General features: G+C 31.2%; 19 protein-coding genes. 14 read left to right on the forward strand and 5 right to left on the reverse strand.

Annotated features, from left to right (window positions below; translation table 11 throughout):
* Window positions 1–86: 86 nt before the first annotated feature.
* On the forward strand, window positions 87–749 hold the full coding sequence (locus CD113_RS04255) for a potassium channel family protein (protein WP_095092643.1): 663 nt from the start codon (window positions 87–89) through the stop codon (window positions 747–749).
* An 82-nt stretch (window positions 750–831) separates the two neighbouring features.
* On the opposite strand, the gene rnjA is transcribed toward CD113_RS04255, so the two are convergent.
* From rnjA to def, 3 genes are all read right to left on the reverse strand, one after another.
* On the reverse strand, window positions 832–2,514 hold the full coding sequence (gene rnjA / locus CD113_RS04260; RefSeq protein ID WP_002465246.1) for a ribonuclease J1: 1,683 nt from the start codon (window positions 2,512–2,514) through the stop codon (window positions 832–834).
* Complete coding sequence (locus CD113_RS04265) at window positions 2,514–2,732, reverse strand: DNA-dependent RNA polymerase subunit epsilon (RefSeq protein WP_002465245.1); 219 nt, start codon at window positions 2,730–2,732, stop codon at window positions 2,514–2,516. The genes rnjA and CD113_RS04265 overlap by 1 nt, the downstream gene beginning before the upstream one ends.
* A gap of 496 nt (window positions 2,733–3,228) precedes the next feature.
* Window positions 3,229–3,780 carry a peptide deformylase gene (gene def, locus CD113_RS04270; protein ID WP_002465244.1) on the reverse strand — a complete coding sequence of 184 codons (552 nt, stop codon included), beginning with the start codon at window positions 3,778–3,780 and terminating at the stop codon, window positions 3,229–3,231.
* A 359-nt stretch (window positions 3,781–4,139) separates the two neighbouring features.
* Between def and CD113_RS04275 the strand changes: the two genes are divergently transcribed.
* From CD113_RS04275 to CD113_RS04335, 13 genes are all read left to right on the forward strand, one after another.
* Window positions 4,140–4,766: a YkyA family protein gene (locus CD113_RS04275; protein ID WP_002465243.1), complete on the forward strand. Its 627-nt coding sequence runs from the start codon at window positions 4,140–4,142 to the stop codon at window positions 4,764–4,766.
* Window positions 4,767–4,939: 173 nt separating this feature from the next.
* Complete coding sequence (gene pdhA, locus CD113_RS04280; RefSeq protein WP_002465242.1) at window positions 4,940–6,052, forward strand: pyruvate dehydrogenase (acetyl-transferring) E1 component subunit alpha; 1,113 nt, start codon at window positions 4,940–4,942, stop codon at window positions 6,050–6,052.
* 3 nt (window positions 6,053–6,055) lie between these two features.
* Window positions 6,056–7,033: an alpha-ketoacid dehydrogenase subunit beta gene (locus tag CD113_RS04285; protein WP_002465241.1), complete on the forward strand. Its 978-nt coding sequence runs from the start codon at window positions 6,056–6,058 to the stop codon at window positions 7,031–7,033.
* Between the two features lie 90 nt (window positions 7,034–7,123).
* Window positions 7,124–8,413, forward strand: coding sequence for a dihydrolipoamide acetyltransferase family protein (locus CD113_RS04290; protein WP_002465240.1), 1,290 nt, complete (start codon window positions 7,124–7,126; stop codon window positions 8,411–8,413).
* Window positions 8,414–8,417: 4 nt separating this feature from the next.
* Window positions 8,418–9,824, forward strand: a complete 1,407-nt coding sequence (gene lpdA / locus CD113_RS04295) for a dihydrolipoyl dehydrogenase (RefSeq protein WP_002465239.1) — start codon at window positions 8,418–8,420, stop codon at window positions 9,822–9,824.
* Window positions 9,825–10,168: 344 nt separating this feature from the next.
* Window positions 10,169–10,444 carry a UPF0223 family protein gene (locus CD113_RS04300; RefSeq protein ID WP_002465238.1) on the forward strand — a complete coding sequence of 92 codons (276 nt, stop codon included), beginning with the start codon at window positions 10,169–10,171 and terminating at the stop codon, window positions 10,442–10,444.
* A 140-nt stretch (window positions 10,445–10,584) separates the two neighbouring features.
* Window positions 10,585–11,124 (forward strand): helix-turn-helix domain-containing protein, encoded by a 540-nt coding sequence (locus tag CD113_RS04305; RefSeq protein ID WP_002465237.1) that lies wholly within the window; start codon window positions 10,585–10,587, stop codon window positions 11,122–11,124.
* A gap of 12 nt (window positions 11,125–11,136) precedes the next feature.
* Window positions 11,137–12,231, forward strand: a complete 1,095-nt coding sequence (locus tag CD113_RS04310) for an ABC transporter ATP-binding protein (RefSeq protein WP_002465236.1) — start codon at window positions 11,137–11,139, stop codon at window positions 12,229–12,231.
* Window positions 12,224–13,021, forward strand: a complete 798-nt coding sequence (locus tag CD113_RS04315; protein ID WP_002465235.1) for an ABC transporter permease — start codon at window positions 12,224–12,226, stop codon at window positions 13,019–13,021. The genes CD113_RS04310 and CD113_RS04315 overlap by 8 nt, the downstream gene beginning before the upstream one ends.
* A gap of 5 nt (window positions 13,022–13,026) precedes the next feature.
* Window positions 13,027–13,836 carry an ABC transporter permease gene (locus tag CD113_RS04320; RefSeq protein ID WP_002465234.1) on the forward strand — a complete coding sequence of 270 codons (810 nt, stop codon included), beginning with the start codon at window positions 13,027–13,029 and terminating at the stop codon, window positions 13,834–13,836.
* Window positions 13,836–14,909 (forward strand): ABC transporter substrate-binding protein, encoded by a 1,074-nt coding sequence (locus CD113_RS04325; protein ID WP_002465233.1) that lies wholly within the window; start codon window positions 13,836–13,838, stop codon window positions 14,907–14,909. Before CD113_RS04320 ends, CD113_RS04325 begins: the two co-directional genes overlap by 1 nt.
* 73 nt (window positions 14,910–14,982) lie before the next feature.
* A complete protein-coding gene (gene auxB, locus CD113_RS04330; RefSeq protein ID WP_002465232.1) occupies window positions 14,983–16,029 on the forward strand; it encodes a lipoteichoic acid stability factor AuxB in 1,047 nt (348 codons plus the stop codon).
* Window positions 16,030–16,463: 434 nt separating this feature from the next.
* Window positions 16,464–16,886, forward strand: a complete 423-nt coding sequence (locus CD113_RS04335; protein ID WP_095092645.1) for a DUF4064 domain-containing protein — start codon at window positions 16,464–16,466, stop codon at window positions 16,884–16,886.
* A 222-nt stretch (window positions 16,887–17,108) separates the two neighbouring features.
* Here CD113_RS04335 and CD113_RS04340 read toward each other — a convergent pair whose 3' ends face one another.
* Together CD113_RS04340 and CD113_RS04345 are read right to left on the reverse strand one after the other, a co-directional pair.
* Window positions 17,109–18,458: an Nramp family divalent metal transporter gene (locus CD113_RS04340; protein ID WP_002462252.1), complete on the reverse strand. Its 1,350-nt coding sequence runs from the start codon at window positions 18,456–18,458 to the stop codon at window positions 17,109–17,111.
* Between the two features lie 250 nt (window positions 18,459–18,708).
* The gene (locus CD113_RS04345) at window positions 18,709–19,323 is read right to left on the reverse strand and encodes a YktB family protein (RefSeq protein ID WP_002462250.1); all 615 of its coding nucleotides are present in this window, start codon (window positions 19,321–19,323) and stop codon (window positions 18,709–18,711) included.
* Between the last annotated feature and the right edge of the window lie 14 nt (window positions 19,324–19,337).

The raw sequence follows: 19,337 nt of genomic DNA on the forward strand, positions 1-19,337 counted from the left end.
TATAGTGTCAATCGATAGTTGGGGTTGTTATTGTATTGATTATCCTAACTATTAACAATCAATTTTATTAATGATGGAGGATATGTATGGGTAAAGAGTATGTAGTAATAGGTTTAGGTCGTTTTGGTGGAAGTATTGTAAGGGAATTAAATGCATTAGATATGGATGTCATGGCGATAGATTATGATGAAAATAGAGTGAATGAATATAGTGATATTGCAACACATGCGGTGGTGGCAGATACCACAGACGAAGCAGTGATGAAAAGTTTAGGCATTAGAAATTTTGATCATGTCATTGTTGCTATAGGTGAAAATATACAATCTAGTACTTTAACAACATTGATATTAAAAGAACTAGGTGTAAAAAAAGTTACCGCAAAAGCACAAAATGATTATCATGCTAAAATATTAAATAAAATAGGTGCAGATACTGTAGTACATCCAGAGCGTGATATGGGTCGTAGAATTGCACATAATGTTGCCAGTGCGAGCGTACTTGATTATTTAGAATTAGCAGATGAACATTCAATCGTTGAATTAAAGGCTACTGAAAAAATGGCAGGACAGTCAATTATTGAATTAGATATTAGAGCGCAATATGGCATAAATATTATTGCTATAAAAAGAGGTAAAGATTTTATTATCTCACCTAATCCTAACTTGAATTTAGAAATAGGGGATATACTAATAATGATCGGACATGATAACGATTTAAGTCGTTTTGAAAAAAATATTGCTACAAAATAAAGATTTAATACAAATATTAAGTCTAAGTACATAAGAATCAAAAATAAGCACTCACCATAAATTATATGATGAGTGCTTATTTTTATTTGTCTTCATTTACTTTCATTATAACTGGTAGAATCATTGGTTTTCTAGCAGTTTTCTCGAATAAATAAGGTTGTAAAGTTTCGATGATGGAAGACTTAATTTGATGCCATTGAATATTTTTGTTTTGATTTAACTTAGCAATAACTTCAGTTTTAATTTTACGTTGAGCATCGTATATGAGTTGACCAGATTCTCTCATGTAAACAAAACCGCGAGAAATAATATCTGGACCAGATAATAATTTATTAGTCTTGAAATCGATACTAACTACAACTATAACAAGTCCTTCTTCTGATAAAAGTTTACGATCTCTGATAACTACATTACCAATATCTCCGATGCCACTACCATCAACTAAGACGTTGCCAGATGGAATACGTCCAGCTTTACGTGCAGAATTATGAGTTAAAGCTAATACATCGCCAATATCAAAAATAAAGACGTTATCTTCGTCAACACCACATTGTACACCAGTTTCACCATGTGCTTTCAGCATACGGTATTCACCATGTATTGGTAAGAAGTATTTAGGTTTAATTAATCTAAGCATTAATTGTTGATCACCTTGAGAACCGTGACCAGATGTATGAATATTAGAAATCTTACTATGAATAACATCTGCACCAGCTTTATATAAAGCATTAATTGTTCTATTTATGCTCTTAGTATTACCAGGTATTGGTGATGAACTAAACACTACCGTATCTTCAGGTATAATTTTAATTTGTTTGTGTGTACCGTTAGCAATTCTTGATAATGCAGCCATAGGCTCACCTTGAGAACCAGTACAAAGAATTAATAATTCATGTTTAGGTACTGTGTTAATTTTATTGGGTTCAATAAAAGTTTCAGGCGGTGCTTTAATATAACCAAGTTCCATACCGATTTTAATATTGTTTTCCATTGAACGACCAAATGTTACAATTTTACGGTTATGTTTGACTGCTGCTTCAACAGCTTGTTGTACTCTATATATATTAGAAGCAAATGTTGCAAAAATGATACGACCTTTACAGTTACGGAATATTTTATCAACATTTTGTCCTACTTCACGTTCGCTTAAAGTAAAGTCTGGTACTAAAGCATTTGTAGAATCAGAAAGTAAACAAAGCACACCTTCTTCTCCTAATTGAGCCATTTTAGCTATATTTGCAGGCTCACCAACTGGCGTAAAATCAAATTTGAAGTCACCAGTATGAACAATTTTACCTTCAGGTGTATCAACTATAACACCATAAGCTTCAGGAATACTGTGCGTTGTTAAATAGAATGAAATATTAAAGTATTTAGATTTAATTTCACTATCTTCATTGATTTCATGTAACTCAGCAGTTCTTAATAAATGATGTTCTTCTAATTTATTTCTAATTAAACCTAGAGCTAAAGGTCCGCCATAGATAGGGACATTAATTTGTTTTAATAGGAAGGGCACTCCACCTATATGATCTTCATGGCCATGCGTGATTACTAATGCCACGATTTTGTCTTGGTTTTGTTCAAGATAAGTATAATCAGGAATGACATAGTCAATACCTAACAAATTGTCATCAGGGAATTTAATACCTGCATCAATGATCACAATTTCATCTTTATATTCGATAGCGTAGGTATTTTTACCAACTTCTCCTAAACCACCAAGAGCATATACACCTACTTCATTTTGATGTAGTTGCTTCATTATTCAGCAATCTCCACATTAAAATGATCTGAGTTTTCTTTTTCGTAATCTAAATGTGTGCCCTCTAATTTAGTTATAAATTCAATATTGTAATTACGATCTTTTAGGTAACGTCTTACTTGTTCTTCTGTTTGTGCTTCAACATAAATTGATTGAGTGTTTTCACGTACAATTACTTCATCTCTATTATGTTGATAAAAAACTTTAAATACTGCCATGTTAAAAATTCCTCCTAAGAATATCTGTTTATTTATAGTTAATCCTAGTAAATATGGATGTACCTTTAAATTTTGTGTTATAACGTTTAGTTGTTTGAAAATCTTTAATTTAAAAAGTAATCGTCATTTCACTTCATGTTACTAGGGTAATCTTGTCGTTCAAATTTGAAAATTAGACAAAATATCTAAAATTTCAGTTACATATTATTTTACATGATGAACCACAATAAATAAAGCAGTTTATCTTATTGATAGACTAGGATTAGAGAATTTGATCAACATTAAATTGTCTAGTAATTTTTATTTTTAACAGTAAAAATAATTAAGGTTAGTATTACATTGAAATGAAAGGCGAGCATCTACGAAAGTAGTATTGGAAAATTTACTTTATCTTTTCTCTCATAATTAGATAGGGGTTTTAGAGTACTAAAAAAGCTTGGAGCGTTAATAATTAACTCCAAGCTAACAATTTCTACTGATGAATAACTAATTATATTTACACTTCGACAGCATCTGGATGTGGTTGTAATGGGTGATCTTTATCAATATGATCATAAAACATAACACCATTTAAATGGTCGATTTCATGTTGAAAGACAATCGCAGGATATCCTTTTAAACGAAGGTTGATATCATTGCCATCGATGTCTTTAGCTTTAATGGTAACTCTATGATGACGATGTACTAATCCAGGAATATTTTCATCAACACTTAAACAACCTTCTCCTGTAGGTAAATATGCTTCTTGAATACTATGACTCATTATTTTAGGATTCACTAACATATAGTCATAGGATTTGCCATTACCATCATCAGGAAGATAAACAGCAATCATTCTTTTGGCAACATTGATTTGTGGTGCAGCTAAGCCTACACCTGATCGAAGACCGTAGCGTTTTGAGATTTCATCATCTTGACTATTAATCAAAAACTCTCTCATTGCTTTTAAAGTTTCTTTATCTTCATTAGAGAGAGGTAACTTTACTTCATTGGCTTTTTCACGAAGTGTTGGATGTCCGTCTCTAATAATATCTTTCATAGTTAACAAACTAAACACCTTCCTTTTCATCATTTTATTAATCTGTGATCTTATGATCACTCATTTTTATAGTTTTTAAGTTTTGTGTTATATTAACTACTTAAATGCTTTGTGACCATCATATAATATTCTAAGGTCCAACTATTTTAATTGTATCGTCTTTAGAATTAGCGTATGCTTGAACCACATTTGATACATTAAATAAATATTAATCTAACTTAAAAAGTATAGTACAGAGAATAGAAGTGTCAATAGTTATGTTTTAAGTTGGCTTTAGTTAATAATGATTGCATGTTATTTAATTCAAAATTGATTTTTATCATTAAATTATTTATGATTAATTTTATATAGTAAGTGGAGGTACCAAAATGAAATTTGGAAAAATATTAGGAGCAGTTCTTGCATCAAGTATATTACTTGCAGGATGTACAACAGATAAGAAAGAAATTAAAGCATACTCAGATCAAGTTCAAAAAGCATTTGATGATGAGAAACCTATTAATTCTATTAGTAAGAAAATAAATTCTTTAGAAGAGAAAAAGAAAAAATTATCTTCTAAGGTTAATAGTCAAGATCCACAAGTTAGAGAAAAAACAGCAACAGAATTAGTAGATAATGCAGATAAACGTTTAAAAGAGTTTAAAAAAGAAGAAGATAAAATAGATGAATCTCAAAAAGATTTTAAAAAAGCTGAAAAATATATCAGCAATATTAAAAACGATACTAAGAAAAAAGAAGTTGAAGAATTAGATAATGCTTTGAAAGATAAATATAAAGCACATGAAGCATATGCATCAGCTTATAAAAACGGTATTAAAGCTGAAAAAGCATTATTTACTTATCTTAATCAAGACAATGCAACGCAATCTGGTGTAGATGAGAAATCTAAAGATGTTGAAAAGGCATTCAAAAAAATGAACGAGAAATTTAATAAGTATGCTAAAGCAATGAACAAAGTTACTAAAGAAAAGCAAGATGTAGATCAATTGAAATAATAAATCAGACTGATACAGATATGGTGAAACAACTAATACAGTTGCTCATATCTGTATCTTTTATATTGAAACAGAACTTTCTCAAATAGTTTAACAGTATTAATCTTTTATGATACAATTAATAAGGATAAAATGAATTTCTATACAATTATGGGAAAGGTATGGTGAATTGAATGGCTCCTAAGTTACAAGCCCAATTCGATGCAGTAAAAGTTTTAAATGATACTCAATCGAAATTTGAAATGGTTCAAATTTTGGATGAGAATGGTAACGTCGTAAATGAAGACTTAGTACCTGATCTAACAGATGAGCAATTAGTTGAATTAATGGAAAGAATGGTTTGGACACGTATTCTAGACCAACGATCTATTTCATTAAACAGACAAGGACGTTTAGGTTTCTATGCACCAACTGCTGGTCAAGAAGCATCTCAACTTGCGTCTCAATACGCATTAGAAAAAGAAGATTATATTTTACCTGGATACAGAGATGTACCACAAATTATTTGGCATGGTTTACCATTAACAGAAGCATTCTTATTCTCAAGAGGTCACTTCAAAGGAAATCAATTCCCTGAAGGCGTTAATGCATTAAGCCCACAAATCATTATTGGTGCACAATATATCCAAACAGCTGGTATTGCATTTGCACTTAAAAAACGTGGTAAAAAAGCAGTAGCTATCACTTATACTGGTGACGGTGGTTCTTCACAAGGTGATTTCTATGAAGGTATCAACTTTGCATCAGCATACAAAGCACCTGCAATTTTCGTAATTCAAAATAACAACTATGCTATTTCTACACCAAGAAGTAAACAAACTGCAGCTGAAACATTGGCTCAAAAAGCAATTGCTGTAGGTATTCCTGGTATTCAAGTTGATGGTATGGATGCACTAGCTGTATATCAAGCTACTAAAGAAGCACGTGATCGCGCAGTAGCTGGTGAAGGTCCAACAGTTATTGAAACAATGACATATCGTTATGGTCCGCATACAATGGCTGGAGACGATCCTACTCGTTACAGAACTTCAGATGAAGATGCTGAATGGGAGAAAAAAGACCCATTAGTACGTTTCCGTAAGTTCCTTGAAAACAAAGGTTTATGGAATGAAGAAAAAGAAAATGAAGTTATCGAACGTGCTAAAGCTGATATTAAAGCAGCTATTAAAGAGGCAGATAACACTGAAAAACAAACTGTTACTTCTCTAATGGAAATTATGTATGAAGATATGCCTCAAAATTTAGCAGAACAATATGAAATTTATAAAGAGAAGGAGTCGAAGTAAGCCATGGCACAAATGACAATGGTTCAAGCGATTAATGATGCGCTTAAAACTGAACTTAAAAATGACCAAGATGTATTAGTTTTTGGTGAAGACGTTGGTGTTAACGGCGGTGTTTTCCGTGTTACTGAAGGATTACAAAAAGAATTTGGTGAAGATAGAGTATTTGATACACCATTAGCTGAATCAGGTATCGGTGGTTTAGCATTAGGTTTAGCAGTTGAAGGATTCCGTCCAGTAATGGAAGTTCAATTCTTAGGCTTCGTGTTCGAAGTATTTGATGCAATTGCTGGTCAAATCGCACGTACTCGTTTCCGTTCTGGTGGTACAAAAACTGCACCAGTAACTATACGTAGTCCATTTGGTGGTGGCGTTCATACACCTGAGTTACACGCTGATAACTTAGAAGGTATCTTAGCTCAATCACCTGGTCTTAAAGTTGTTATTCCTTCTGGTCCATATGACGCTAAAGGTTTATTGATTTCTTCAATTAGAAGTAATGATCCAGTTGTATACTTAGAACATATGAAATTATATCGTTCATTCCGTGAAGAAGTTCCTGAAGAAGAATATACAATTGATATTGGTAAAGCTAGTGTTAAAAAAGAAGGTAACGATATTTCATTAATTACTTATGGTGCAATGGTTCAAGAATCAATGAAAGCTGCAGAAGAACTTGAAAAAGAAGGATATTCAGTAGAAGTTATCGATTTACGTACTGTACAACCAATCGATATCGAAACTTTAGTTGCTTCTGTTGAAAAAACTGGCCGTGCTGTAGTAATCCAAGAAGCACAACGTCAAGCTGGTGTTGGAGCACAAGTAGTAGCAGAATTAAGTGAACGTGTCATCTTATCATTAGATGCACCAATCGGAAGAGTGGCTGCAGCTGATACAGTTTATCCATTCACTCAAGCTGAAAATGTTTGGTTACCAAATAAAAATGACATCGTAGAAAAAGCTAAAGAAACTTTAGAATTTTAATATAATAACTAAAAAACGTTAACGAATGTTAAATCGTATTTAACTAAACGTAAAAATGATTAATTTACGAAATCTTAGGAGGGCAAAAACGTGGCATTTGAATTTAGATTACCCGATATCGGGGAAGGTATCCACGAAGGTGAAATTGTAAAATGGTTTGTTAAAGCTGGAGATACTATCGAAGAAGATGATGTGTTAGCAGAAGTTCAAAATGACAAATCAGTTGTAGAAATTCCTTCACCAGTTTCAGGTACTGTTGAAGAAGTATTAGTTGAAGAAGGAACTGTAGCAGTAGTAGGAGATATTATTGTGAAAATTGACGCTCCTGATGCTGAAGAAATGCAATTTAAAGGACATGACTCAGACGATTCAGCTAAAGAAGAAGTAACACAAGAGGAAGCGCCAGCACAAGCAACTCAAGAAGCTAGTCAAACTGAAGAAGTTGATGAAAGTAAAACAGTTAAAGCAATGCCTTCTGTACGTAAATATGCACGTGAAAAAGGTGTTAACATTAAAGCTGTTTCAGGTTCAGGTAAAAATGGTCGTATTACAAAAGAAGATGTAGATGCATACTTAAATGGTGGTGCACCAGCAGCTTCTAATGAATCTGTGGCTTCAAGTAATGAATCTGCAACTGAAACAACATCAGCACCAGCAGCTGTGTCAACAGAGGGTGAATTCCCAGAAACAACTGAAAAAATCCCTGCAATGCGTAAAGCAATCGCTAAAGCAATGGTTAACTCTAAACATACGGCTCCTCACGTAACATTAATGGATGAAATTGATGTTCAAGAACTTTGGGATCACCGTAAGAAATTCAAAGAAATTGCTGCTGAACAAGGTACTAAACTAACATTCTTACCTTACGTTGTAAAAGCACTTGTTTCTGCATTGAAAAAATATCCAGCACTTAATACTTCATTCAACGAAGAATCTGGTGAAATCGTGCATAAACATTACTGGAATATCGGTATTGCAGCTGATACTGAAAGAGGTTTATTAGTACCAGTTGTTAAACATGCAGACCGTAAATCTATGTTCCAAATTTCAGATGAAATTAATGAATTAGCTGTTAAAGCTCGTGATGGTAAATTAACTGCTGATGAAATGAAAGGTGCTACATGCACAATCAGTAATATCGGTTCAGCTGGTGGACAATGGTTCACTCCAGTTATCAATCACCCAGAAGTAGCAATCTTAGGAATCGGCCGTATTGCTCAAAAACCAATCGTTAAAGATGGTGAAATCGTTGCAGCACCAGTATTATCATTGTCTCTAAGTTTCGACCACAGACAAATTGATGGTGCAACAGGTCAAAACGCAATGAATCACATTAAACGTTTATTAAATAATCCAGAATTATTATTAATGGAGGGGTAAAAACATGGTAGTTGGAGATTTCCCAATTGAAACAGATACTATTGTAATCGGAGCAGGTCCTGGTGGATATGTAGCAGCAATTCGTGCAGCACAATTAGGACAAAAAGTAACAATCGTTGAGAAAGGTAATTTAGGTGGTGTATGCTTAAACGTTGGTTGTATTCCTTCAAAAGCATTACTACATGCATCTCATCGTTTCGTTGAAGCACAACATTCAGAAAACTTAGGTGTTATTGCTGAAAGTGTTTCTTTAAAATTTGACAAAGTTCAAGAATTCAAATCATCTGTAGTTAATAAATTAACTGGTGGTGTTGAAGGGTTACTTAAAGGTAACAAAGTTGACATCGTTAAAGGTGAAGCTTACTTTGTTGACAGCAACAGCTTAAGAGTTATGGATGAAAAAAGTGCTCAGACTTATAACTTCAAAAACGCAATTATTGCAACAGGTTCAAGACCAATTGAAATTCCTAATTTCAAATTTGGTCAACGCGTCATTGATTCAACTGGTGCTTTAAATTTACAAGAAGTTCCTGGTAAACTTGTTGTAGTTGGTGGCGGTTATATCGGATCAGAACTTGGTACTGCTTTTGCTAACTTTGGTTCAGAAGTTACTATTTTAGAAGGTGCTAAAGATATTTTAGGTGGTTTCGAAAAACAAATGACTCAACCTGTTAAAAAAGGCATGAAAGAAAAAGGCGTTGAAATCGTTACTGAAGCAATGGCTAAATCAGCTGAAGAAACAGATAACGGTGTTAAAGTAACTTATGAAGCTAAAGGTGAAGAACATACAATTGAAGCTGACTATGTATTAGTTACAGTTGGACGTCGTCCAAATACTGATGAACTAGGATTAGAAGAACTAGGTCTTAAATTTGCTGATCGCGGTTTATTAGAAGTAGATAAACAAAGCCGTACATCAATTAGTAATATTTACGCTATTGGTGACATCGTTCCAGGTTTACCACTTGCTCATAAAGCAAGTTATGAAGCAAAAGTTGCTGCTGAAGCAATTGATGGTCAAGCTGCTGAAGTTGATTACATTGGTATGCCAGCGGTATGTTTCACTGAACCAGAATTAGCTACTGTTGGTTATTCTGAAGCGCAAGCTAAAGAAGAAGGCTTAGCTATTAAAGCTTCTAAATTCCCATACGCAGCTAATGGTCGTGCTTTATCATTAGACGATACTAATGGTTTCGTTAAGTTAATCACTCTAAAAGAAGATAATACATTAATCGGAGCTCAAGTCGTTGGTACTGGTGCATCTGATATGATTTCTGAATTAGGATTAGCTATTGAAGCTGGTATGAATGCTGAAGATATCGCTTTAACTGTACATGCTCACCCAACATTAGGTGAAATGTCAATGGAAGCTGCTGAAAAAGCAATTGGATATCCAATTCACACTATGTAATTAGCTTTTCATTAATATAATATTGATGGTTTTAGAGTTGCAGTTATTACTGCAACTCTTTTTTTAGCATGTTATAATACAAAATTGAAGTGTTTATATATGTAATTTATATATATGGTTTCGTAGAAAGATGTTAATTTCCATATAAATTAGGTTCTTTATTTTTTATGACTGATAAATAAAAGGTGGATAATTATGTATTAGTCCAATTCGGAAGAAAATTTAAATTTAAAACACGTGTTACTGACTATTGAAAGTTATTGATTCAATAAAACATCAACATATCATTTTATGACAAACCAAAAATTCAGTATAGAATATATAACATTAAAGAGGTGATTATAATGGAATATCAATATCCAATAGATTTAGATTGGTCAAATGATGAAATGATGACAGTTATTAATTTTTTCAATAAAGTTGAGCAATATTATGAAGCACAAGTTAAAGGACATGAATTTATGGATGCTTATAAGCAATTTAAAAAGATAGTACCTGGTAAAGCACAGGAAAAACAAATATTTAATGAATTTGAACAAGCGAGTGGTTATAGTAGTTATCATGCTGTACAAGATGTTAAAAACCATCCAGAACAAATGATGTTTAAAAAGAAAGCATAAAGTGTAAATGATGATGGTAAATTTTAATTAATTAAATAAAAACTATTGCTAATAAAGCTATAGTTTGGTAACTTTATCAAGTGTTAAACAAAAAGTTTGATAAAAGTAAACCTTACTATAGCTTTTTTGGTGGTGAATAAATGAAAATTGGTAATAAAATTAAAAATTTAAGACGTATAAAAAATTTAACTCAAGAAGAGTTAGCCGAAAGAACAGATTTATCAAAAGGATATATTTCACAAATAGAAAGCGAACACGCTTCTCCTAGTATGGAGAGCTTTTTAAATATAATCGAAGTACTTGGTACCACACCAAGTGAATTCTTTAAAGAAGAGGAAAGACAAAAAATTCTTTATAAAAAATGTGATCAAGTTACGTATGATGAATATGATGAAGGTTATATTTTAAAATGGTTAGTATCAAAATCGAATGAATATGATATGGAACCACTTATATTAACCATACGACCTGGTTGTTCATATAAAAGTTTTAATCCTTCTAATTCAGATACATTTATATATTGTTTACAGGGTGAGATTACTTTAAACATTGGTGATCAAGTATTTAAGGCACATGAAGAAGATGTCTTATATTTCAAAGCATTAGATAAACATCGCTTATCTAATGAATCAACTGAGGAAACTCAAATATTAATTGTAGCGACAGCTTCATATTTGTAAGGAGGATCTTAAATGGAGCCATTATTATCATTTAAATCTGTTAGTAAAAGTTATGATGATTTAAATATTTTAGATGAAATTGATATAGATATAGAATCGGGCCATTTTTATACACTTTTAGGTCCTTCAGGTTGTGGAAAAACAACTATTTTAAAGTTAATTGCAGGTTTTGAATATCCTGATAGTGGGGAAGTCATTTATCAAAATAAAGCTATCGGAAAATTACCACCTAATAAACGAAAAGTAAATACTGTATTCCAAGATTATGCACTTTTTCCACATTTAAATGTTTATGACAATATAGCATTTGGATTGAAACTCAAAAAATTACCAACAAAAGAAATCGATAAAAAGGTTACAGAAGCATTAAAATTAGTTAAATTATCTGGCTATGAAAAGCGTAGCATCAATGGCATGAGTGGTGGTCAAAAACAACGTGTTGCCATTGCACGCGCAATTGTCAATGAACCTGAGATTTTATTGCTAGACGAGTCATTATCAGCATTAGATTTAAAATTACGTACTGAAATGCAATATGAATTAAGAGAACTGCAATCTCGACTTGGTATCACTTTCATTTTTGTAACGCATGATCAAGAAGAAGCACTTGCGCTTAGTGATTATATCTTTGTTATGAAGGATGGTAAAGTTCAACAATTTGGTACACCTACTGATATCTATGATGAACCAGTAAATCGTTTTGTTGCTGACTTTATCGGTGAGTCTAATATCGTCGAAGGTCATATGGTCAAAGATTATGTTGTTAATATCTATGGTCAAGATTTTGAATGTGTTGATATGGGAATACCAACCAATAAAAAAGTAGAAGTAGTCATTAGACCAGAAGATATATCATTAATTGAAGCATCAAAAGGTTTATTTAAAGCTACAGTTGACTCTATGTTATTTAGAGGCGTGCATTATGAAATTTGCTGCATAGACAACAAAGGTTACGAATGGGTGATTCAAACTACTAAAAAGGCTGAAGTTGGAAGTGAAGTAGGTTTATACTTCGATCCTGAAGCGATTCACATCATGGTACCCGGTGAAACAGAAGAAGAATTCGACAAACGTATTGAAAGTTATGAGGAAGTCGATCATGCGTAATACTAATAAATTATTATTAATTCCTTATTTATTATGGATGATTTTGTTTATTATTATTCCTGTTATGCTATTAGTCTATTTTTCATTTATTGATGTTAATGGACATTTTAGTTTTACGAATTACCAGCAAATTTTTACTCTCAAATATTTGAAAATGTTTGCCTACTCAATCTTGTATGCAGCATCAATCACTATCATCACTTTGGTCATAAGTTATCCAGCAGCATATTATATTACACGTTCAAAATTTCAAAATATTTTATTGATGATTATGATTATTCCGACATGGATTAATTTATTATTAAAAACATATGCTTTTATTGGTTTATTAAGTCACGATGGTATTATTAATCAAGTATTTACTGCTGTCCACTTACCAGCATTTAATATGTTATTTACAACTGGCGCGTTTTTAGTAGTAGCAAGTTATATTTATATTCCATTTATGATTTTACCAATATTTAATAGTATGAAAGCAATTCCTAGTAATTTATTACAAGCTTCGAGTGACTTAGGTGCTAGCCCATTTTATACTTTTAGAAAAGTAATTATGCCATTAACTAAAGAAGGCATCATGACAGGTATACAAGTTACATTTATACCATCTTTATCATTATTTATGATTACTAGATTAATTGCAGGTAATAAAGTGATTAATATTGGTACATCTATAGAAGAACAATTTTTAACAATTCAAAATTACGGCATGGGTTCAACAATTGCTATTATTTTAATTGTCTTTATGGCATTTGTTTTAATTGTCACTAGAACATCTAACAGAAAGGGGTAAAACAGATGAAATGGTATGGAAAATTATACATTGGATTTCTTATTGCAATTTTATATGTGCCAATATTCTTTTTAATGTTTTACTCCTTTAATTCTGCTGGTAATATGATACATTTTGAACATTTTACTTTAGAACATTATCAATCTTTATTTCAAAACGACCATTTAATGTCTGTAATATTTAATACTGTTGCTGTAGCATTGTTAGCAGCCTCAATTTCAACTATCATTGGTACATTTGGAGCTATAGCTATTTATTATTTAAGAAATGTAAAATTTAAAATAAGTTTATTGACTTTAAATAATGTTTTAATGGTATCATCTGATGTTGTGATTGGCGCATCATTTCTAATTATGTTTACTGCCATAGGGCATTTTACAGGGCTTGGTTTAGGTTTTTCAACAGTATTAGCATCGCACATCGCATTTTGTATTCCGATTGTTGTGATTATTGTCTTGCCACAATTATATGAGATGAATAGTAATATGATTGATGCAGCTAGAGATTTAGGGGCAACAGAAGCACAATTATTATCAAATGTAATCATACCTAATATTTTACCGTCAATTATCGGGGGATTCTTTATGGCCTTAACGTACTCATTAGATGACTTTACTGTAAGTTTCTTTGTTACTGGTAATGGGTTTAGTGTGTTATCTGTTGAAGTTTATGCAATGGCACGTAAAGGTATAAGTATGGAAATTAATGCTATATCCACTATATTATTTGCAGTCATCGTTATTGGTATTGTTGGTTATTATGTAATTCAATATTTACTCAACAATAAAAAACGTTTGAAACGAGGTGTAAAATAATGAAAAGATTTTTACAACTCATTATAGGTGCTCTTATAGCAGGAATCTTGTGTTTAACGATTAGTCATTGGTTTAAATCCAAAGAACAAGTACATACTAACCAGAAAATTTACGTCTACAACTGGGGAGAATACATTGATCCTGCTTTAATTAAAAAATTCGAGAAAGAAACAGGTATACAAGTTATCTATGAAACATTTGATTCAAATGAAGCAATGGAAGCTAAAATTAGGAATGGTGGAACACATTATGATGTAGCATTTCCAAGTGAATATACTGTTCAAAAATTAAAACGCTCTAATTTATTATTACCGATTGATCATAAAAAAGTGCCAAATATTAAAAATATGGATCCTGATTACATGAATATGTCATATGATCCACATAATAAATATTCTTTACCATACTTTTTTGGCACGGTAGGTATTTTATATAATAAAGAGAAATACCCGCATGACAAGTTTGACAGTTGGCAATCATTATATAATCCTAAATTTAAAAATGATATTTTGTTAGTTGATGGAGCTAGAGAAATAATGGGAATGAGTTTAAACAAACTTGGGTATAGTTTAAATGATAGTAATCCACAGCATATTAAAGCAGCAGAAAAAGATTTAAATCATCTTGTACCTCAAGTTAGAGGGGTTGTAGGTGATGAAATTACAATGATGATGGAACAAAATGAAGGTGACATCGCTGTAGTATGGAGTGGCGTTGCTGCACCTCTTGTGCAACATAGCAATAAATACAATTATGTCATTCCTAAAGAAGGTTCGAATTTGTGGTTTGATAACATGGTCATCCCTAAAACAGCTCAAAATAAAGAGGGTGCCTATAAGTTTATGAATTTTTTACTAGATGCTCAAAATAGTAAACAAAACACAGAATGGGTAGGATATGCAACTCCCAACAAAGCTGGCAGAGCGTTATTACCTAAAGAAATAAAAGATGATCACAGATTTTATCCAACAAAAAAAGAACAGCAAAGACTTGAAGTATATAAAGATTTAGGGCAACATGTATTAAGTGAGTACAACGAAAGCTTTTTAAACTTTAAAATGTCCTTGAAATAAAATGATTATCAGTAGTTATTTTTCTATTTATTAGTTATAATTACGGGATAAGTACTATAAGGAGTTGTAACGGATGTCTGGAGAGCAATATACTCAAATTAAACGTCCAGTAAGCCGACTAACTGAAAAAGTATTAGGTTGGTTAAGTTGGGTAATGCTATTGGTATTAACAATTATTACGATGTTTATCGCTTTAGTTTCTTTTAGTAATAATACATCAATAGCTAACTTAGAAAATGCATTAAACAATAATGAAATCGCACAGCAATTATTAGCAAATAATGGCTATAATACAACTCAATTTGTCATTTGGTTACAAAATGGTGTATGGGCTATTATTGTTTTCTTTATCGTATGTTTATTAATATCATTCTTAGCATTAATTTCAATGAATATACGTATTTTATCTGGTTTCTTATTCTTGATATCTGCAATCATTACTATACCATTAGTGTTATTAATCGTAACTTTGATTATTCCAATTTTATTTTTCATCATAGCAATTATGATGTTTGTTAGAAAAGATAAAATTGAAATCATTCCTCAAGCATATTATGAACCATATGGACAACCTTATTATGATGAACGTGACAATGATTTTGTAGCACATGGCTATGAACAAAGCCCATATCATAATCAACAGCCAGAGTACCAATCAACAACTCATAATTATGAAGAAGCTAATCAAGTTTACGAAGATGACATAAATAAATATGATCAATTTCCTAAGCGTGCAGTTGAAAGCGAGTATGCTACTGAACAGACATCATCTGAAGAACCATCAGTATTATCAAGACAAGCTAAATATAATCAGAAGAGTAACGAAGAATTAGGAATTGATGATAGTCAAGGTTATTATGATGAACCACAAATTGATCCAAGAGAGTTAAAAGCTCAACGAAAACAAGAAAAAGCAGAAATAAAAGCTAAGAAAAAAGAAAAGCGTAAAGCTTATAATCAACGCATGAAAGAACGACGAAAAAATCAACCTAGTGCTGTTAGTCAACGACGTATGAATTTTGAAGAACGTCGTCAAATATTCAATCATGATATAGATCATCAACAAGATAATCATGTTGACAGTAATGATAAAAAGACTGACGACCAACATAACAATTAATAATTTATTAAGAGAAATAGTGGCTAAGTGATTTAATGCTACTGTTTCTCTTTTTTATTTTGGACTCTAAAATAAAGGCTCATTGTCAAATTCGGTTGATAAGATAATTTAACTATTTTACATCGACTGAGTTTGATAATGACCTAAATAATAACTTTTTAATATTTGGAAATAACGTAAATTTCGGAATTATTATGTAAAATATAATACAGATAAACTACTAATTTAATTGTTACAATAAAGTTAAACACTTTAAGACCATTAGAATGATTGCTTCAGTTATTCATATGCTATATAAACTTCTAAGATTATTAAACGCGGATCATCAATAAATTTTCATTTAAATTTTATTATTATGTTAAGATGATTAATAAAGAAGTATTATTTTTCATCTATAGTAAATTTGTTAAAGTTAAATAAAAGGAGCCATTTAAATGAATAGAAAAACAGAAAAAATAATCACATGGATAGCGAATAGTTTAAGTTTGCTGTATTTTTTGATAATGCTAATTTCATTTATTGTCCTACAAAATAATCAAGCAACTGAAAATAGTATTCTTACAAAAGAACTGAGTCAAACCCAAAATAGTATGTCACCATCCATATTAGTTGCTACTATCGGTATCTATGCTTTTTTAATATTATTTGCATCCATTTATGGTTGTTTTAGTGTTGTCTGTTTTAAAGAACGTAAAGTATTAGCAATGATATTATTAGCAATTGCAGCAATTATTGGCTTAGTATCTTTTAACTTGGTTGCAGCAGTACTATGGTTAGTAGTATTATTTATGTTAGCTTTCAAACAAGATAAAACAACGGCGCAATCGGTTAATGACAAATATATTTATACAAAATAAAGATGATAAAGCATAACAATTACTATATATTATAATTTAAACTATGATTAATTTATTAATTAAAATACAAGAAAACCAACCGAGCTAATATAATATCGGTTGGTTTTCTTTGCTTAAATAATATTAAATTTTGACTAGTAAAGTTTTATAATTCGTCTCTCTATGTTTTAGGACTGATTAATAAAAAGTGAATAATTAGATATCAGTCCAATTTGGAGAGACCTATAATTCTTGGAACGTTTGAATGATTAAATAAACGTTTAAAATACTTAATATAATGATTAAAGTCCAAGAAATAATATTGACCCATGTTTTATTTATAAATGGTCCCATCAAAGTTTTGTTACTTGTAGCTAATTGTAAAGGTATTAAAGAAAATGGTAATGCAATACTTAAAAACACTTGAGAAAATACAAGTAATTGTTCAATTTTTTCAGCGTTACCTTTAAAAATAATCAAACATACAATAACTGGAATTACTGCAATTGCACGTGTAATTAATCTTCTTAACCAGTTTGGAATGTGTAGATTTATAAAACCTTCCATAACAATTTGACCAGATAAAGTACCAGTGATGGTAGAATTTTGACCAGAGGCTAATAAAGCTACTGCAAATAAAGTACTCATTATAGCACCCATAGTTGCACCTAACACAGGTTCAGTTTTTAAAGCGTGATATAAGTCGTAAAAACCACCTAAGTCACCAGTTTTAGATCCAAAAAATAATGAGGCACCTAAAACTAATAACAAACAATTTACAACAAAGGCAATTGACAATTGAATATTTGAATCAATTGTAGCAAATTTTATTGCTTGAGCTTTTTCTTTATTACTATGTCTAGAATAAGTTCTAGATTGTACAATGGAAGAATGTAAATATAAGTTGTGTGGCATGATTGTCGCACCAATAATTCCTAAAGCAATGTACAATATACCATTATTAGTTACAATTTCTTTATGAGGTATAAAACCATTTAATACTTCAGTTAACTGTGGTGAAGAAATATAAACTTCAAATATAAAAATGAATAGTACAGTAAAGATTAAAGTACCAACAATAGCTTCGATTTTACGGAAGCCGTACTTCATAATAAATAGTAATAAGAATACATCAAATACAGTAATTAAAGCACCTACAATAAGTGGTATATTGAAAAGTAAATTTAACGCGATCGCACTACCAATAACTTCGGCAATATCAGTAGCAATAATTGCTAATTCTGCAATAATCCAAAATATAACTGCAACAGGTTTAGATAGATAATGGCGTGTCATTTGTGCTAAATCAAAACCAGTTGCAATCCCCAATCTAACCGTCATACTTTGTAGTAACATGGCAGATAAACTAGATATAAGAATAACAAAGAGTAAGGTATAGCCGTATTGAGCACCACCAGACATTGATGTAATCCAATTACCAGGATCCATATAACCTACAGCCACCAATAGTCCTGGACCTAAAAATGATAAAAACTTTTGTTTATTAGAACTCTGATAATCGAATTCAACAGTATTGTTTATTTCATCTAAACTTAGTTGTTCTTTTTTGTTTGAATTTTTATTGTTTTTCATTATGACTCACCTCGAATACTTATGAAAATATATTAACCTAATAAAATATTTAGGTCAACCTAAACTTTTTGAGGTGTAATAAAGAGGAGTGGGATAGAAATAATTATTTCAATACAAATTATTTCTATCCCACTCCGGCAAGACTGACTAGATTTGTAAAACGTTGATAAGTCAACTTTTTGCAAACCAGACAGTTACTGTCAAATGCTTAATTTTAAGTGTAAAATGCTTTTTCCTAGCCTTAACAAAATTAAGCAGTATAAAATTTTAAAAAGTGATTAAATGTGTCATCTAAGAATGTTAGAAAGGCTTTATCACTTTTTAAATGTTCATCTTGGGGAGTGATATAACGTGCAACAAAAAATTCACCTTTTTTAACATTAATAGCACGTTGTATCGCTTCATTTAATTGTTCGTCTGATAAATCTTTAATCAATGGCTTATCCGGTTTCATATGATCTAAACAAATACTATAATCCTCTGGTAATCGTTTAATATCGTTAAAATGTTTTTCGAAAATTTTGGCTTGTTGTGCCTTGTCTTTTGCTTCATGCATAATACCGAACATTACAAATAGATGGTCTCTGAACAAACCAATTTGAAAGTGTGGTAACATTTTATATCCACGTTTATTAGGAGCGAAAGCAACCCATGTATCTTTAGGAGGATTAACACTTCTACGTGCATGTTTGGCAACATGAGGATAAAATGTTTCTCCTGTTTGGCTTGTGAAAAAATCGCTATAATATTCGCCAAGTTGATTTAATTGAGGTCTAATATATTCATTTAATGCTTCCATTCTAGCATCAAGACCTTCAACATCAAAGGCTTTAAAATCTTTAGGTGAAAATGTATATTTTGTCATAATTTACCTCCAAG

The sequence above is a fragment of the Staphylococcus simiae genome (assembly GCF_002902085.1).
Classification (GTDB): Bacteria; Bacillota; Bacilli; order Staphylococcales; family Staphylococcaceae; genus Staphylococcus; species Staphylococcus simiae.